We start from the raw sequence: 18,149 nt of genomic DNA, 5'->3' as shown, positions 1-18,149 counted from the left end.
AATTAAACCGTAAGCAAGAAGATGCATATATTTGTTAGTAAAACGTAAAAAAAACGGCGTATTCGATACATTTGTTAACGAAATAGCCCGTATGCATCATTTCGTTGTCATAGGACACGGATTGACTGTGTAGTGTAGAATAATATAATAAAAGAAGCATATCCTTGTTATTCGACAGAAGAAGGTGGAGGTGAACGCATTGGGAAGTTGAAACTGCATATGAGCGGCAGAATGGCAAATATCCTACATTTTCGAAGGAGGTGGACCTATTTGCCGAAGAATGACGGCGAATAGGATGATAATTTGAGTGACCCCTTACCGAGTATATTAAATTTATTTTTAATTGCTTTGCTTGTATTGATGAATGGTTTCTTTGTCTCGGCAGAATTCGCGATGGTCAAAGTTCGTGGCAGCCGGATTGAAGCTTTGGTGGAGACAGGTAATAAAAATGCGATTTATGCTTCCAATATTGTACGCAACCTGGATGCTTATCTGTCCGCGTGCCAATTGGGTATAACGCTTGCTTCACTTGGACTCGGGTGGCTGGGAGAGCCAGCGATTGCTCACCTGTTAGAGCCCATGTTTACTGCATTTGGACTGGGTCCAGTATACGTACACGGCATCTCCATTGCGATTGCTTTTGTTATTATTACGATTTTGCATATTGTACTCGGGGAACTTGCTCCCAAGACGATGGCTATCCGCAAATCAGAGACGATCACGTTATGGTCTGCGGCGCTGCTTACGTTCTTTTACAAATTAATGTATCCCTTTATATGGGCATTGAATGGTATGGCGAACAGCCTGCTGAGAGTATTTCGCATGGCACCGGCCTCGGAGCATGACTCAGCGCATAGTGAAGATGAAATACGCATTCTGATGAAAGAAAGCAATAAGAGCGGTTTAATTGACAATACTGAATTGGCGCTTGTTGATAATATATTTGATTTTACGGCAACAACCGCCCGTGAAATTATGATTCCGCGGACGGAAATGATCTGCCTGAATGCCAATCAGTCCATGCTGGAAAATCTGGAAATTGCCAGTGAAAGCATGCGTACCCGTTATCCGGTTTATAACGGCGACAAAGACCATATTATCGGATTTATTCACATTAAAGACCTGATGCGATCTCAGCTTACAGATACCATCTCGGTGATTCGTCCGATTCTCGCAGTACCCGATTCCACTCCGATCAGTGACCTGCTCAAGCGGATGCAGCGCAGCAAGACACAGATTGCAATCCTGATTGATGAGTACGGAGGAACCTCCGGCCTTGTAACGCTTGAAGACATCATGGAAGAGATTGTGGGCGAGATTCAAGACGAATTTGACCAGGAGCGTCCGGCGATTGAGAAAGTGGATGAGATGGAATACTCCATTGACGGCCTTATGCTGATTGAAGAGGTTAGTGAGCGCTTTGGGCTGGATATGGACCGGGCGGATTATGATACGATTGGCGGCTGGTTATACTCCAGAGTAGAAACCATCCCACCTGAAGTAGGGCAGTCGGTAGAGTATGGTGGATATGTCTTTGTAATTCAAGAGACCGAGCATAAGCGGATTTCGCGTGTAAATGTGATTAAGCTGGATCTGATGGTTGAAGGCGAAGGCGCCTAATCCAAAGTATTATTTTTGGAGACAGGAGATCCCGGTCTATAGAGAGTCCGTACGGTGGATTATTTCACTGTGCGGCTTTTTGTTTACCCTATTATCGTAGCATGCACGGCTGCAAACAGGGTATAATGGAACAACCTTGCAAGATAGGAGAGGTTGAGATTGAGCTATCGCATTGAGGTTGGATTTACACCTGTATTTGAATTCATGGCCAGTTTGCATACATATATTTGCCGAAAATCGCATAAAAAGATTGATTTATCCACAGCGTGGGCCCAAGAAATAGAAGGAGAGCTAACCCCTGAGCTTGCTGCTGTCTTGCAACATATGAACGTGGATGATGATTGGAAATGGATGTATCTGCTTGTCTGTCTGCGAGTGGAAGCTGAGGAGCCGGAGGATTTTATTGAATGGTTCAGCCAACGAACAGTGCTTGACCTTCATGACATTTTTAGCAAGTACAGTTTCCCGTATACGGATGATATCGCTGCTTTCCAGACCAAGATGACCTATGTTTTAACCGGCTGGAATGAGCAATATTTTCGCTTGCTTGATCCCGCCATCTTACAACATCTGCGCCAGGAGGTTCAGAACCGCAAGGAACAGTTAAGTCAATCGCCTCAGGAAGAGGTACTCGACGATGCGACCAACGGGTTGATGTTCCGGGACATGAAGGGGCTGGATAGACTACTGCTTGTGCCACAATTTCATTTTCAGCCGCTAAATGTCATCCTGCATTTTGGGGATACGCTGCTGTGCCATTATTCCTCCAGATTGTATATGGGAGATCATGAGTATATTCCGACCCATCATTTGCGTGTAATCCGCAGCTTGGGAGAGAAGAACAGACTGAAAATCATGCGTTTTCTGCATCAGGGACCACGTTCATTTATTGAAATTGTTCGTCACTTGAAGCTCTCCAAAGGAATTACTCATGACCATCTATCCAAGCTTCGTGGAGCAGGGTTGGTCTATGCGCATTTTGAAGGAGAGAGTCTGGTTGAGTATTCACTTCGTCTTCATGCTCTGGAACAAATTTTGCCGAATGTCATGAATTATTTGGAGCAATAACGTTTATCAAAATGTGGTTTTTAGAAAAAAAGTATACCTTCGATACAGCCGTATGTTTGTTGTGGCCGAACTGAAATTTATTCAGGAAATCCGCGCAAAACATACGGCTATTTTATCGCTTTAAAGTGGATATTAATGGGTTTAATATAAATATTTTTTTGTGGTTCTCTATTTACAGAACCACATGCGGTTCTTATAATAGGGCTTATCGAACTTATACCTTACTAATTTCATAGGAATTGTATATATTCTGAATTGTTTCGGAAATTAGGAACGGCTGAGCGAGAAAATATGGATCATTTATGAATTGGGGAGGATTTTATGAGAGTGAAAGGTTTATCCGTGGCATCGTTAATCATCAGCAGCGCAATTGTGTTATCGGCATGTGCTGGAGGTGGGGGAGCAGAGACCAATACTGCTGGAAGCGTAACAACAAATTCGGGCACTCAAGCGACTCCGGTTTCAGCAGCACTGGATGCGCCATTTCAGGCAACGGACTTGAATCAATTACCTGAGACGGCAAAAAAAAGAACGGATACGGTGATTGTGGGACTTACGGATCCCAGCGGGGCTTTCACACCGTACTTCCATCAGAGTGGATATGATGGCAACGTGGCTTCATTGCTATTTGCTTCACTTGTAACCGTAGATGAGAAAGGTTTACCTGTTCCTGATCTCGCTGAAAGCTGGGATGTGTCCGACGATCAGTGTACATACACGTTTCATCTAAGAAAAGATTCCAAGTTCAGTGACGGCTCCGCGCTCACCGCAGATGATGTTGCTTTTACATGGACAATTCTGCATGACAAGTCATATGACGGTGGATTTGATATTTTCTCCACCAAGGTGAAGGGCGGGAAAGCGTATACCGAAGGAAAGGCAGATCACATTGAGGGTATTAAGGTCATTGATCCGTTAACGATCTCGGTCACCCTGGAACAACCAAACGCAACTGCTCTGCTTACATTGGGCTCAGAGGTATTGTCCAAAGCCTACTACGGCAAAGACTATCAATTCGGAAAGCTCGAATACATTAAAAATCTTCATGCAACACCTGTAGGCAATGGCCCTTATAAACTTGAAAAGTTCATTCCAGGTCAGGAAGTTCGATTCGTTGCCAACGAGTTCTATTACAAGGGCAAACCAAAAACCGAGCATTTCATATATAAAACATCGGAAGGAGACACCTGGCAGTTTATTGAGACCGGAGAGATCGACTTCACTTCGTTCACGGCTACCCAAGAGAATATTGATAAGCTGAAAAAAATCCCATACCTCAACCTTCTGCCTTACACACCAAGTACATACGGATATTTACAGCTTAATCTGGAGCATGAACAGCTTCAGGAAAAAGAAGTACGTCAAGCCATCACCTATGGCCTGGATCGTCAGTCCATCTATGTGGACGCCAACCAAGGGGCAGGTGCTGTTGCCAACATCCCGACTTCACCTATTTCCTGGTCATATACGGAAGAAGGTATTAATCCATACGCCTATGATCCGGACAAAGCTAATCAATTGCTGGACGACGCAGGCTGGGTGCCTGGAGCGGATGGCATCCGTGAGAAAAACGGGAAGAAGTTGTCCCTGCATTTACTCGGAACGAAAAGTCCGGCCACAGATATCTTCATTGCTGTAGCCAAAGAAAACTTTGAAGCGATTGGTGTGCAGTTCCAGCCTGAAGTGTTTGCCGATTTCAACTCACTTGTCTCCAAAGTGGAGGGCGGCGATTACGACGTGGCTTCCTTCTCCACACCGATGTTAACGGATCCTTCAGACGGGGTACTGCAATTTGTGGATGGCGAGCTTAAAGGGTACGACAATCCCAAAGTGAAAGAGCTGTACAACAAAGGTCTGGCTACGACAGACATTGAGGAACGCAAGGCAGTATACAAAGAGCTGTACCAATTGCTCAACGATGAGCTGCCTGTCATTTTCACCAGTTACAAAAAAACAGTTTACGCCTATAACGGTCGCATCGATGGACTTTCTGTCAGTCCATACCGCGGGATTGCAACCAGCTTGCCGGAATGGTCTCTGAAATAAGCAGGGGTATGAATCAAGAAACATCAATACTGGAATAAACAAAATGTCCCTTGTGTTTGCGATGTCGCAGATGCAGGGGACGCATTGATAAGGAGCCTGATATGAGCACTTACATTGTGAAACGGATGACATATATGGTTCTTATTTTGCTGGCCGCTTCCGTTCTTATCTTCAGCCTGTATGCACTTACCCCTGGCGACTACATCTCCAGCAACATTAAATTAAGTCCCGAGCGCAAGGCCGAGCTGCGAGAATTGTATGGACTGGACAAGCCTGTTATCGAACGGTATCTCATCTGGATGAAAAATGCTGTACATGGGGACTTCGGATATTCATTGGCACAACAAAAACCCGTGCTCGCGCTGTTTAACGAATATATCTGGAATTCATTCCTGTTAGCTGCTGTGACCACGTTCCTGACCTGGTTCATCGCGGTTATTATCGGTGTGATTGCTGCCTATAAGCAGTATTCGTGGTTCGATACTTTTGTGATGATAGGCATATTTGCAGCCATGTCCGTGCCTTCTTTCTTTATCGGATTGTTTTTGATTAAACTGCTGGCGGTTGACCTAAAATGGTTGCCTCCAGGGGGCATGATGACCACGGGAAGTAATGCTACCGGTCTGGCCTATGTCAAAGAGGTGATTCAGCACATGACCTTGCCCGTAATTGTTATGACTCTGCTTGGGGTAGGCTCACTTACCCGTTACTTCCGCAGCAATATGATTGATGTGATCAAACAGGATTATATTCGAACAGCACGAGCCAAAGGTTTAAAAGAAAGCAAAGTGTTATATACCCATGCCTTGCGCAATGCTCTGTTGCCTGCGATAACACTGATTGGATTCGAGCTGCCGTCCTTATTCGGCGGTTCACTGATTATTGAGAAAATATTCAGCTGGCCCGGTATCGGCCAGTTATATATGCAGTCCTTCTCGCTGCGGGATTATCCGCTGCTGATGGGCTTTACCATGTTCATCGCCATCCTGACTGTCATTGGAACGCTGCTGTCTGATGTGCTCTATCACATCGCAGATCCGCGTGTCCGTTTGCAATAAGGGGGGCTTTGAACATGACAATCTCTTCATCGCCTGTAACGAGAAATGCCGCAGAAGCTGCCTTACCTTTAAAGGTTCCACCCAAGTCTTCTTTATGGAAATTGTCGATCCGAAGACTGCTCAAGAACAAACTTGCTGTTGGCGGATTCATCGTAGTTTTATTGATGTTTGTGGCTTGTTTCATTGGCCCGTTGTTCTCACCTTATACCGATAACAAGATCAATATGACAGCGATGAAACAAGGTCCCGGCATTCATCACTGGCTTGGCACAGATGCGCTCGGCAGGGATGTGCTCACCCGTGTGCTGATGGCTGGTCGTATCTCGCTCACTGTTGGTTTGGCTTCCATGGTTCTATCCGTATTTATCGGCTCCTTGCTTGGAGCTATCGCCGGATATTATCGCGGCATGGTTGATCAGGTCATTATGCGGATTGCTGACTTGCTGCTCACGATCCCGGGACTGCCGCTGCTGTTCATTTTCGGTGCGTTGTTATCGGATTGGAAAGTTCCGCCGGATTCCAGAATGTATATCGTCATGCTGATGCTCAGTTTTGTCAACTGGCCCGGTATGGCCCGAATGGTACGGGGACAGATGTTAAGCTTGCGCGAGCGTGAATTCATGCAGGCTGCTGTTGTTCTTGGCTTGCGTGACCGTCGCAAACTGTTTCACCATCTTCTGCCCAATATTGTCCCGCTTCTCATCGTCATGGCGACTCTGAACATCGGAGGGTCCATTCTCAGCGAATCGGTACTCAGCTTTTTTGGACTCGGTGTCATGCCACCAACGCCTACATGGGGCAATATGATCGATGCGGCCAACAACATGATTGATTTTCAACAGCATCCGTGGTTATGGATTCCGCCAGGGCTGTCCATTTTCGTGACCGTTATTGCGATCAATATTTTTGGTGATGGTCTTCGAGACGTATTAGATCCCAAACAGAAGAGAAGGTGAGCACGCCTCATGCAAAATATGATTGAAATTGAACATCTTGAAACTCATTTTTACTCAGAAGAAGGCCATGTCAAAGCCGTAGACGGTGTAAGCCTGAACGTACGAGAAGGGGAGACGGTATGCATCGTTGGTGAATCGGGCTGTGGCAAAAGTGTAACCGCCATGTCAATCATGGGATTGATTGAGGAACCTGCAGGCAAGGTGGTAGGCGGTGCAATTCGTTTTGGTGGACGGGATCTGCTTCGTGAAAGTAAATCTTCGCTGCGTGCCATTCGGGGCAATGACATCTCTATGATTTTCCAGGAACCGATGTCCTCGTTGAATCCCGTGCTTAAGATCGGTGAGCAATTGATGGAGCCGCTGATTGTACACTTGAAAATGAGTAAAAAGCAGGCTCGCGCACGAGCGGTTGAGCTGATTGCCGAAGTTGGCATTTCACGCCCGGAACAGATTGCGAACAGTTATCCGCACGAGCTGAGTGGAGGTATGCTCCAGCGCATTATGATTGCCATTGCCATCTCATGTAACCCGAAACTGTTAATCGCGGATGAACCAACCACCGCTCTTGACGTGACGATTCAAGCGCAGATATTGGATATGTTACAGCACATCAAGTCCCAGTCAGGAACCTCTATTTTGATGATCACGCATGACCTTGGCGTTGTAGCCGAAATGGCGGATTATGTCGTAGTCATGTATGCAGGCAAAGTGGTGGAAGAGGGGGAAGTTGTGCAATTGTTTGAATCTCCCAAACATCCATATACTCAGGGATTGCTTCGCTCCAAGCCGATTATCAATCAACGGCAGGACGAATTGTATTCGATACCCGGACATGTACCTGATCCGCTATCCTTAAAAGATTCCTGCCATTTTGCTGATCGTTGTGAGCACTGTATGTCGATATGCACCACGCAAATGCCTACGCTGAAGCAGCTTGGGCCCGGACAGAAGGCTGCATGCTGGCTGTATGAGGAGGCGTTGAGTCATGTCTGAACCTCTATTGGAAATCGAACATCTCAAAACCTATTTTCCAGTGCGCAAAGGCTTATTGAATCGTACAGTAGCCCATGTGAAAGCGGTTGATGATATCAGCATCACGATTCATGAAGGCGAGACGTTTGGATTAGTCGGGGAATCCGGAAGTGGCAAGAGCACCGTTGGAAGAACGATCGTGCGCTTAACGGAAAAAACGGAAGGACAGATTCGTTTTCAAGGTGTTGACTTGCATCATTTGTCTATGCAGGAAGTGCGGAAGATTCGTCCGCAGCTTCAACTGATTTTTCAGGACCCCTACAGTTCACTAAATCCGCGCATACGTATTGGTGATGCGATCGGAGAGGCTGTATTGGATCACGGATTGGCGACCGCAAGCGAGGTGCGTGATCTTGTTAAGGAAGTACTCGGAGCCTGCGGATTGTCATCTTATCATATTGACCGTTTTCCCCATGAGTTCTCTGGCGGACAGCGACAGCGGATCGGGATTGCAAGAGCTTTGATCTTAAATCCCAAACTGATTATCGCAGATGAACCGGTATCAGCACTGGACGTGTCCATTCAGGCTCAGATTATCAACCTGTTCAGACGGCTTCAGCAAGAGCGCGGCCTTGCTTACCTGTTTATTTCGCATGATTTGAGTGTGGTGGAACATCTGTGTGATCGCATTGGAGTAATGTATCTGGGCTCCATGGTCGAGACGGCCTCCAGAGATGAGTTGTTCGGCAATCCACTGCACCCGTATACAAAAGCTTTGCTATCCGCTGTACCTGTGCCGATTCCCAAATTGAAACGGGAACGAATTGTGCTTAAAGGGGATATCCCAAGTCCAGTGAATCCGCCAACTGGCTGCAAATTCCATACACGTTGTCCATGGGCAGAAGATATCTGCAAGCAGCAAATTCCAGCGTATCGGAACGTTGGAGCGGATCATTTTGTAGCCTGTCATTTGGTCTGAAGCATCGGTATTGCGACGATGGAGCATGAATGATGAGGTCGGCATAAAATGACGGTGTATTTATTTGGATTGATGTATACGCAACTTCAAAACCTTCTCTTAATAGGCATTTTACGTACCCGGGTGATTGATTTGACTATAGCTTTTAAGCCAAACTTCTCCATAACTCTACTGTACTATTTTAAAAAGGAATTTTTTTGAAACCACATTGTTTCATATTGCGTAAACACCTATGAATATCCAAAATATGAAATTGGAGGAATGAACTAAATGATGATAAAGAGTTTGAAGCCTGTCTTAAAGGTGACATTAGCAGCCGCATTAACTTTACCCATGATCTTAGCAATACCTGATGGAAAAGTCGAAGCTACTCCAGATATTTCGAGTGTTAGCCCCGTAGCCTTGACCGCACCACCACCGGAGAGCCAAAGCATTCAGAGCTTGGCTCAATACGAGAACATTTATCAAGCAAGTGGCAATGTTATTCCTGTAGGAGGACTCACTGCATTGGTGAGTACAACGACAACAACTTACACCAAAATGAACAGTATAACGGTACAGTATAGTCTCCAACGATGGACAGGATCCGCATGGGTTAACTATCAATCGAATTCTGTCACGAAAAATAATGTTTCGGCATTGGATGCAAGCTCCAGCTGGACAGTTATAACTGGTTACTATTATCGTGTGGTGAGCATTCACAGCGCAAATAATGGTTCAAAAACTGAAACAAGCACACATACATCATCAAATGTGCTATTCTAGTCAATTTTAATGACTGTTCCAAGGAAACCTTTGATTCTGAAGGTTATTGGCAATGGACAACATCTCTTCTTCGCTGAGAGTACCGAACAAGCTGACGTTGGTTGAACCCATCATCCATTGAAAAGAGTTATAACGAGGGCCAATTGACATAAAAGCCTCGCTACCATCGCCCAGTTTAACGACACTTGTCTCTCGAAGTAAAGGACCTTCAACTACTTCACCAGGTTGGATCCAGGCATAATCAAATTGTAATATTTCTTCTTGTCTATCTTTGATTTTACCAGTGTAGAGTACTCGCATATGGTTTGATTTAATATTACTGTCTATAGGGAGTGGCAACTCTGCATCAAGCATCAGCTCGAACTTGATGTCGGTAAATCGCTCGGGGATTACACTTGAAAGTAGAAAGTCACCAATAAACCCTGAGCGTGCTTCTTCTTCAGTTACTTCAACAGGAACCAAAATTTGTGTTGAATCTCTATCGAATTCATATGGATTGTCATCATAATTTTCAGGGGGAATTTGAGAAGCGTCCTCGATACCACGCTCAGGTGGTGCAGACGTCTTTGCAGCTAAAGGATCCAATCCAACAATTTCGTTTGTGCGGTCTTTAATGATAATGGATTTCATTCCATTACCCCAATCTTTGATCGTTTGCACAAAAGGGGACACTGCCTGTGTGTCCGTAGGAACACTGAATAAAACTGCACCTAAGGCGACTGAAGCGGCGATAACGAAAGAAAGCCGCAAGGTCCGCCTTCTTTTTTTGCGTGCGTTAATCTTATTAATTTCATATTCAACTTTAAGCCAGGAATCATGCATAATTTGGGAATTTGTATTCTTTGGATCTAGGGGAGCAGATACAGCCTGATAGAAGGCTTCGTCAAATGCCATATCAAACGCGGCATCGAAAAAATCGTCTTCCAGCTCTGAATCGAATGAATCAATTTGCTTATCGGACTTGCCTTTGCTCAATGCTTCCACCCCATTCCTTATGTAATTTCTTTTTGATACTTCCGCGGGCTCTGAACAAACGTTGCTTCACAATTTCTTCGGATGTATCAAGCAGATCAGCCATTTCCCGATAGGAAAGACCCTCTTTCCAGCGCAGCTCCACGAGTACACGGTATTCCGGCTTAAGCTGCTCCAGATAGAACTCGATGGATTCCTGCATCATTTGAGTCTCCACCGTGCTCTCCACCGAAGCTGCCGTCTGATTAATTGTCTCCATATCTATAAAAACACTATCCGTATCCAGTTGGTTACGGTTATTTTTATTTTTTCTAAGATAATTAATGGCGGTATTTCGTGTGACAACCTTCAGCCATGCTTTCAATTTGACTTCGTTGTCGAAGAGAGGTTTGTTTTTAATGATTTTGATAAAAGCTTCCTGAATGATATCTTCTGCTGCAGCACGTTCTTTGATGATGTAAACGATGAGACCATGTACCATATTATAATATTCGTAGTACACTTCTTCTTGAAGCTGAGGGCTCAAATTATGGAAATCTGAGGCTAAGAGTAATTGGAGCCGATTGGCCATGATGTTCTCCTTTCTGGTGAACAATCCACAAACATTGGTATCATTTCATTTTACAACATTATATGGAAGCGATACAATGGGAGGTTCGTCCGACAGATGCAGAAAAAGTATAGCCGAATCAAAGAGAGGCCACCTCACGAACCAAGTAAATTATGGTCAGGAGTGCGGCCTCTATGTGTTATTTAATAATCGTAGAATAATAGAAACTGGCTTAGAATGCCCAGTCGCCGTTCAGGAAGATAGCTTCACGCTCGCCATTCGCTGTCACGCCGTAAATGTTCGTTTCCGGCGAACCCATCATGAAGTCTACGTGAGTAATGCTGGAGTTCATGCCGCGAGCTGCAAGCTCCTCGGTTGACATGGTTTTGCCACCATCAATATTGAATGCATAGGAACTACCGATAGCGAGGTGACATGAAGCATTCTCATCATAAAGCGTTGTGTAATAGAGAATACCACTTTCCGAGATTGGAGAATGGAAGGGCACCAAAGCGACTTCGCCGAGATAATGCGAGCCTTCGTCCATATTGATGAGTCTTTCTAGTGTATCCTGTCCTTCTTCGGCATGGAAATCAATGATGCGTCCGTTCTCAAACGTAAGAGAGAAGCGGTCAATGATACTTCCGCCATAACTGAGCGGTTTAGTACTGGACACTTTGCCGTTCACCCCGTATTTAGCAGGTGCGGTGAACACTTCCTCTGTCGGAATGTTGGCCACAAAACGAGTGCCTTGTTCGTTAATGCTGCCCGCTTGCGCCCAAATGTGCCCTTCAGGAAGCTCAACGGTAAGGTCGGTTCCCGGTGAGACAAAATGCAGAGCTTTATACTTTTTGCTGTTCATGGCAACGGCTTTGTGCTCCAAACGCTCGATATGCTGCTCCCAAGCCGCTACAGGATCTTCCAGATCAGCTCTTACAGCAGCAAAAATGGCTTCCCAGAGCTGTTTCATCTGCTCGGCAGGGGGAAGGTCAGGGAAAACTTTGGCGGCCCAATCCGGCGAAGGACAGGCTACTCCTGTCCAGCTCATTTTGTCGGCCTGCTGGTACTGGCGATATTTGGACATCGCCTGACCATATGTACGCTGGTGAGTGGAAATGCGTTCTGGATCGATGCCTTTCAACAGGTCTGGACTGGATGACAATACGGTCAGGAACGCAGCATTGTTCGCTGCCAGCTCCTCAAGTTCAGCGGCATGCCATTTCGGCGGGTTTTGGAAGGAGTCCTCAGGCGCCATTTCAAATCGCAGCCGATTGACAGTTTCGTCTCCATATTTGACGATAACTTTCTTTGCTCCGGCCTCATAGCCTTTGCGCACCAACAAACGCACGAATTCAGCTGTATCAATCATCGCGCTGATCACGAAGATTTGTCCGGGCTGAACGTTGGCTCCGACTTTTACAGCCAGTTCAGCATAACGATCCAGTTTTTGTTCAAAACTCAACATATCAAGTTCCTCCATATCATGAATTCCCCGCTTACGCAGGAAAAGAGAGGAGTGACCCTCTCTCTCATTTACACCGTTTTAAATTAGAAAGCCCAGTTGCCTTGCAGGAAGATTGGCTCTTCGCTACCTTCGGAAGTGACACCGTGAATGTTCATTTCTCCTGATCCAATCATGAAATCCACATGAGTGAGACTGGAGTTCATGCCATGGCTGATCAATTCATCCTTGGACATCGTTTTGCCACCTTCCAGACAGAAGGCATAGGCGTTACCGATAGCCAAATGGTTGGATGCATTTTCATCAAATAGCGTGTTATAGAACAAAATATTCGTATCCGAAATCGGTGATTGATGTGGAACGAGAGCTACCTCGCCCAGATAATGTGCGCCTTCATCCATTTCGATCAAGCTTTTCAATGAATCAAGTCCTTGTTCAGCAGTATAATCGACAATTCGACCATTTTCGAAAGTGAGGGAGAAGCCGTCGATCAGGTTGCCACCATAACTCAGTGGCTTGGTGCTGCGAACTGTGCCGTTAACTCCGGTTTTCAATGGAGCGGTGAACACTTCCTCTGTAGGCATATTGGCAACGAAGACATGTCCCTGCTCATTGATGCTGCCACCGGATACCCACAGATGGCCTTCAGGAAGCTCGATCGTCAGGTCTGTGCCAGGGGCTGTATAGTGAAGCTTTTTGTATTTCTTCTCGTTAAGCAGATCTGCGCGGGAGTCGAGATTCAGCAAATGTGTTTTCCATTCTGCGACAGCATCCTGCTCACCTATGCGTACGGTTTTGAAGATGACATCCCACAATTTATCGATTTGCTGCTCTGCCGGGAGATCAGGGAATACTTTGGCTGCCCATTCAGGGGAAGGAACAGCCACAATGGACCAGCTGAACTTGTCTGCCATTTGATAGGAACGATATTTCTCCATCGCTTTACCGCGAACTTTCTGACTAGTCACGATCCGTTCTTGAGGAACGCCTGCCAGCAGGTCTGGATTTTCTGCGATCACATGCAGGATGGCGGCACCTTCTTCTACGAGTTCAGTCATTTCCCCTGCAAACCATTTTGGTTCAATGGAGAAGGATTCCTCTGGTGCGAGATCATAGTGAAGACGTGTAATAACCTCATCGCTCCAGTTCACTTTGACCAGCTTGGCACCTGTGCCATAAGCGGCTTTAACGATCAGGCGTACAAAATGCGCTGCCGAGATTGGTGCATTCACGACGAGAGTCTGCCCAGGATGCACATTGACACCGACTTTGACTGCCAGTTCGGCATATTGTTGTAAATTCGTTTCAAAATGGTTCATGCTATTTGTTCCTCCCGTTTGATATAATGTCGTAGCTGTTTGTTATTATAGTCCTCATTACAGGTATGTAAGGAGTCAGTATGGTTCCCTCATTGAATAAGGTATACGTTGCTACGATATATATTGTACAATTAACCAATAATAATTACCAAACTAGGTTTACCATAAATTATGGAGACCTGCAACTGATGAGAGATTAAAGGAGAGAACGATTGTGAATATTGAGATTATTCGTGCAGAGATGCGTCGTGAAGATGAGAAGAATTATGTGGGAAATACGGTTTTTCGTGCAGAAGGCGAAAAGTCCGTTTATGAGATTACGTTTATGAGCAAGAACGGCAAGGACTGGGATTATAGTCTGCATTTCACTGAACAATCCGGTGATGAAGACGAATTGCTGCGTATGGACGAGCTGCTGGAAAACGATGACGATATGTACAATCAGCTGCTTGATGCGGCACTGGACGCTTTCCCTGCATAATAGGACCGAGAGGTTCTTGTTCTAATATGGAATGCAGCTGATTATACTAGACGGTGTATGCCTGAAACAGGGCGTCCACCGTCTATTTTATTGGGAATAAGGAATAGTTACTCCAGAAAAGGGAAGTCTATGACAGATGAATGGAACCAGAGAGACAATCCGCCTGAATGGGAGGTAACCGTGAATGGCATCTGACAATCTGATTACAGCAGGAATGACGGGACTTGAAGAAGTCGCGCACGATATCCTCAGTCTGCGTACACTGTTCGTTAATGTTGTGTTCATCGGGGAGCCTGGAAGCAGGAACTGGGTGCTCGTGGACACTGGAATGGCGAGTTTCACTGATCAGATTCTTCATGTTGCAACTGAACGCTTTCCTGGTCCACCGTCTGCGATTATTTTGACACATGGTCATTTTGATCATGTGGGGACCGTCATCGAACTGGAACAATTCTGGGGTGTCCCGGTGTACGCACACCTGCTGGAACTGCCTTATTTGACAGGTGTGAAGGATTACCCTCCGGCAGACCCTGCTGTAGGTGGCGGTTTGATGGCACGGCTGTCATTTGTTTATCCTAATGAAGCTATTAATCTGGATGATCGGATATTCAGTCTGCCGGATGATCATTCCATCCCAGGTGTTTCTGGCTGGGAATGGCTGCATACACCCGGTCACACACCGGGCCATGTGTCGCTATTTCGAAAAGAAGACCGTATTCTGATTGCGGGAGACGCCATCGTGACCGTGAAACAGGAATCACTCTGGAGTGTGCTGCTTCAGGACAAACAGTTACACGGTCCACCCGCATATTTCACGACGGATTGGCAAGCGGCCCATCGATCGGTTCAGCATATTCGAAGACTGGAGCCCATGGTTGCTGTTACCGGGCACGGACATTCCTTAACCGGAGAAATGCTGAGAGATTCGCTGGAGCGGCTCGATCTTGATTTTGAAGAGAGTGCCATCCCGGATCACGGCAAATATGTGGATTAAGCGAACTGATGCGCTGCTTGGGCATAGCATTGAAAACAGGAATGATTTCATTACGGCAGCTTTAGGGGATGGAGACAGCCACGGAGCATCGTAGCTGTCTTTTTTGTCGTTCTATCATGAATTTGTTCTCTATCATAGATTGGTATTTTGTGCGCGGTCATGATATAGTCGAGCCGTATAATATAACCTTAGTATGCAGGAGGTACATATAACGATGACACAGCAAAATGCAGCTTTCGAAGAACAATTTGGAGGTATACCAGCCGTCTGGCTTCGTTTTAATCAATTCGAAGCGGCTGTTATTCCGAGCGTGGGTGCCAACCTTGTCGCTTTTCGTGATACAGAGCAGGGATTCCGTTATTTGCGTGAGCCGGACCTGGAACATATGGACGAATTTATGGCTGCACCTGCCGTATACGGTATTCCGATTCTTTCCCCACCGAATCGCTATGAGGATGGTCGCTTCCCCTGGAACGGTGAAGTCTATCAACTTCCTGTAAACGAACCAGCTACAGGCAACCACCTGCATGGATTCCTGCATGATGCCGAGTGGAAGGTTGTGGGCTACGGATCTGACGAGCTGGAGAGTTATGTTGTGCTCAGTCAGGAAGTGAAAGAAGGACATGAGTTCTATAAGTACCTGCCATTCACCTTCACAGTGACGCTCCGTTATTCACTGAGTAGTCTGGGACTTCAGCAGCAATTGAATGTCCGCAATCACGGGAAAGAACGTATGCCGAATTTGTTCGCATTCCATACAGCCATTAGCGTTCCTTTTGCACCGGAAAGCCAGGCATCTGATTACACGGCTAAAATAACGATTGGTCAGCGTCGTGAATTGAATGAACGTTCTTTGCCTACGGGACAATTTCAACCGCTTACACCAGAGGAAGAGCAATTAAAAGGTGAGGGCGTTAATCCGTTTTTTGCAGCCATGGACAACCACTACACGGCTGAACCGCAAAATGGTCGCAACTATATGGAGCTTACCGATCATCGTACCGGTGACAAGCTGGTATATGATGTCGGGACGTCTTACAAGCACTGGATGATCTGGAATAACAACATGGCTGGTGGGTTCTTCTGTCCTGAGCCTCAGATGAACCTGGTTAACGCTCCGAATGTACAAGGCATTCCTGCTGAAGAGATCGGTCTTATTGGTCTTGAGCCGGGCGAATTATTCGAGCAAGCCAGCCGTCTTTATCCGATCAAAGCGCAAAAATAAATACTCGAAGGATTTGCGTCACGCTTACATTTTTGTCGAAAAGGTGAAAACCGGTCAGGCAATCATGTATAATATGACAAGATACACAAGCTTTGCTCATAAAAGTATTTTGCATAAATCCCAAGGATGACTTTGGAATCAACAGATGCAAGATGCTGTGAAGAAAAGAATGTATACGTATTTTTGTAGGGACCCAAACCATCTTTTTGGAGGAGGAAAAGCAAGTGGAATACCGCATTGAGAGAGATACGTTAGGTGAAATGAAAGTACCAGCCGACAGGCTGTGGGGAGCTCAGACGCAGCGCAGCAAGGAGAACTTTCCGATTGGTCGCGAGCATATGCCGATGGAAGTTGTTCGTGCTCTTGCCATTTTGAAAAAAAGCGCTGCTGCCAGTAACCATAAATTAGGTAAATTGTCCGCTGCCAAAGCGGATGCAATCGCTTATGCTGCTGATGAAATTATTGCTGGCCGGATTGATGATCATTTCCCGCTCGTGGTGTGGCAGACGGGTAGCGGAACACAGTCCAACATGAACGTAAACGAAGTTATTGCCAATCTGGGTAACCAGCTGCTTGAACAAAAGGGCAAGGAAGAACGTCTGCATCCGAATGATGATGTGAACATGTCCCAGAGCTCCAATGATACATTCCCAACGGCTCTGCATGTTGCAGGGGTACTTGCTGTTGAAGATCAGCTCTTGCCAGCAATTGCGGTGCTAAAAGCCACCTTTGCAGATAAATCCGAAAAATTCAAAGATATTATCAAAATTGGACGTACCCATCTTCAGGATGCAACGCCAATTACACTCGGTCAGGAGATCAGCGGCTGGGAAGCGATGCTTGATAAGAGTGAACGCATGATCCGGGATAGTGTGAATTATATGAAAGAACTCGCAATTGGTGGCACAGCTGTAGGAACCGGAATTAATGCACATCCTGACTTTGGTGATTATACAGCCAAGGAAATTGGCAAGCACACTGGCAAAGATTTTGTATCCGCACCCAACAAATTCCACGCGCTTACAAGTCATGATGAAGTAGTCTATGCCCACGGTGCAGTTAAAGCGCTTGCAGCTGACTTGATGAAAATTGCCAATGATGTTCGCTGGCTGGCTAGTGGTCCACGCAGTGGTCTAGGAGAGATTCGTATTCCAGAGAATGAACCGGGCAGCTCCATTATGCCAGGTAAAGTGAATCCAACCCAGAGCGAGGCGATGACCATGGTGGTTACGCAAGTCATGGGGAACGATGCGGCGATTGGCTTCGCGGCAAGTCAGGGTAACTTCGAGTTGAATGTGTTCAAACCAGTTATTATCTATAACTTCCTGCAATCTGTTCAGCTCCTTGCTGATTCCATCGTTGCATTTAACGATAAATGTGCGGTGGGCATTGAGCCTAACCTCGGCCAGATTGAACACAATTTGAATAACTCGCTTATGTTGGTTACCGCTCTTAATCCGCATATCGGTTATGAGAATGCAGCCAAAATTGCCAAGCTTGCGCATAAGGAAGGACTGTCTCTGAAGGAAGCAACATTGCAGACAGGTTTGCTTACGGAAGAACAATTCGATCAGTATGTTGATCCAGCGAAAATGATTGCCCCGAAAGCTTAATCAGTCATTATCATGCGAACTTCATTCCAATAAACAAGCGACCTGCATACGCAGGTCGTTTTTTAGCTC

General features: G+C 45.9%; 16 protein-coding genes. 12 read left to right on the top strand and 4 right to left on the bottom strand.

Annotation, left to right across the window (positions count from 1 at the left end):
* Positions 1-303 precede the first annotated feature (303 nt).
* The 8 genes from HW560_RS22870 to HW560_RS22835 all read left to right on the top strand — a co-directional run bounded on the left by HW560_RS22870 (position 304) and on the right by HW560_RS22835 (position 9,464).
* The gene (locus HW560_RS22870) at positions 304-1,620 is read left to right on the top strand and encodes a hemolysin family protein (protein ID WP_090898111.1); all 1,317 of its coding nucleotides are present in this window, start codon (positions 304-306) and stop codon (positions 1,618-1,620) included.
* 159 nt (positions 1,621-1,779) lie between these two features.
* On the top strand, positions 1,780-2,688 hold the full coding sequence (locus HW560_RS22865; RefSeq protein WP_256222060.1) for an ArsR/SmtB family transcription factor: 909 nt from the start codon (positions 1,780-1,782) through the stop codon (positions 2,686-2,688).
* Between the two features lie 321 nt (positions 2,689-3,009).
* Positions 3,010-4,734 (top strand): ABC transporter substrate-binding protein, encoded by a 1,725-nt coding sequence (locus HW560_RS22860; RefSeq protein WP_179264836.1) that lies wholly within the window; start codon positions 3,010-3,012, stop codon positions 4,732-4,734.
* Between the two features lie 101 nt (positions 4,735-4,835).
* Positions 4,836-5,792, top strand: coding sequence for an ABC transporter permease (locus HW560_RS22855; protein ID WP_090898117.1), 957 nt, complete (start codon positions 4,836-4,838; stop codon positions 5,790-5,792).
* 14 nt (positions 5,793-5,806) lie between these two features.
* Positions 5,807-6,748 (top strand): oligopeptide ABC transporter permease, encoded by a 942-nt coding sequence (opp4C, locus tag HW560_RS22850; protein WP_090898120.1) that lies wholly within the window; start codon positions 5,807-5,809, stop codon positions 6,746-6,748.
* A 9-nt stretch (positions 6,749-6,757) separates the two neighbouring features.
* Positions 6,758-7,741: an ABC transporter ATP-binding protein gene (locus tag HW560_RS22845; protein WP_090898122.1), complete on the top strand. Its 984-nt coding sequence runs from the start codon at positions 6,758-6,760 to the stop codon at positions 7,739-7,741.
* Positions 7,734-8,699, top strand: coding sequence for an ABC transporter ATP-binding protein (locus HW560_RS22840; protein WP_090898125.1), 966 nt, complete (start codon positions 7,734-7,736; stop codon positions 8,697-8,699). The genes HW560_RS22845 and HW560_RS22840 overlap by 8 nt, the downstream gene beginning before the upstream one ends.
* A gap of 270 nt (positions 8,700-8,969) precedes the next feature.
* On the top strand, positions 8,970-9,464 hold the full coding sequence (locus HW560_RS22835) for a hypothetical protein (protein WP_179264835.1): 495 nt from the start codon (positions 8,970-8,972) through the stop codon (positions 9,462-9,464).
* 6 nt (positions 9,465-9,470) lie between these two features.
* Here HW560_RS22835 and HW560_RS22830 read toward each other — a convergent pair whose 3' ends face one another.
* The 4 genes from HW560_RS22830 to HW560_RS22815 form a co-directional block, all read right to left on the bottom strand.
* A complete protein-coding gene (locus tag HW560_RS22830) occupies positions 9,471-10,439 on the bottom strand; it encodes a hypothetical protein (protein WP_179264834.1) in 969 nt (322 codons plus the stop codon).
* Positions 10,417-11,007, bottom strand: a complete 591-nt coding sequence (locus HW560_RS22825; RefSeq protein WP_090898134.1) for an RNA polymerase sigma factor — start codon at positions 11,005-11,007, stop codon at positions 10,417-10,419. The genes HW560_RS22830 and HW560_RS22825 overlap by 23 nt, the downstream gene beginning before the upstream one ends.
* A gap of 211 nt (positions 11,008-11,218) precedes the next feature.
* Positions 11,219-12,451 carry an aminopeptidase gene (locus tag HW560_RS22820; protein WP_179264833.1) on the bottom strand — a complete coding sequence of 411 codons (1,233 nt, stop codon included), beginning with the start codon at positions 12,449-12,451 and terminating at the stop codon, positions 11,219-11,221.
* Between the two features lie 83 nt (positions 12,452-12,534).
* Positions 12,535-13,767 (bottom strand): aminopeptidase, encoded by a 1,233-nt coding sequence (locus tag HW560_RS22815; RefSeq protein WP_090898139.1) that lies wholly within the window; start codon positions 13,765-13,767, stop codon positions 12,535-12,537.
* 214 nt (positions 13,768-13,981) lie between these two features.
* Here HW560_RS22815 and HW560_RS22810 point away from each other — a divergent pair, with 214 nt between their 5' ends.
* The 4 genes from HW560_RS22810 (at position 13,982) to fumC (ending at position 18,080) form a co-directional block, all read left to right on the top strand.
* Entirely contained in the window at positions 13,982-14,248 is a 267-nt protein-coding gene (locus tag HW560_RS22810; RefSeq protein WP_083678844.1) for a hypothetical protein, read from the top strand.
* Between the two features lie 184 nt (positions 14,249-14,432).
* A complete protein-coding gene (locus HW560_RS22805) occupies positions 14,433-15,242 on the top strand; it encodes an MBL fold metallo-hydrolase (RefSeq protein ID WP_179264832.1) in 810 nt (269 codons plus the stop codon).
* Between the two features lie 214 nt (positions 15,243-15,456).
* Entirely contained in the window at positions 15,457-16,467 is a 1,011-nt protein-coding gene (locus HW560_RS22800) for an aldose 1-epimerase (RefSeq protein ID WP_090898148.1), read from the top strand.
* A 224-nt stretch (positions 16,468-16,691) separates the two neighbouring features.
* Complete coding sequence (fumC, locus tag HW560_RS22795; protein ID WP_090898151.1) at positions 16,692-18,080, top strand: class II fumarate hydratase; 1,389 nt, start codon at positions 16,692-16,694, stop codon at positions 18,078-18,080.
* Positions 18,081-18,149 lie beyond the last annotated feature (69 nt).

The sequence above is a fragment of the Paenibacillus sp. E222 genome, assembly GCF_013401555.1.
In the GTDB taxonomy this organism is placed as follows: Bacteria; Bacillota; Bacilli; order Paenibacillales; family Paenibacillaceae; genus Paenibacillus.
Note: the sequence above shows the minus strand (reverse complement) of the source record. Positions and strands in the feature narration are given on the sequence as shown.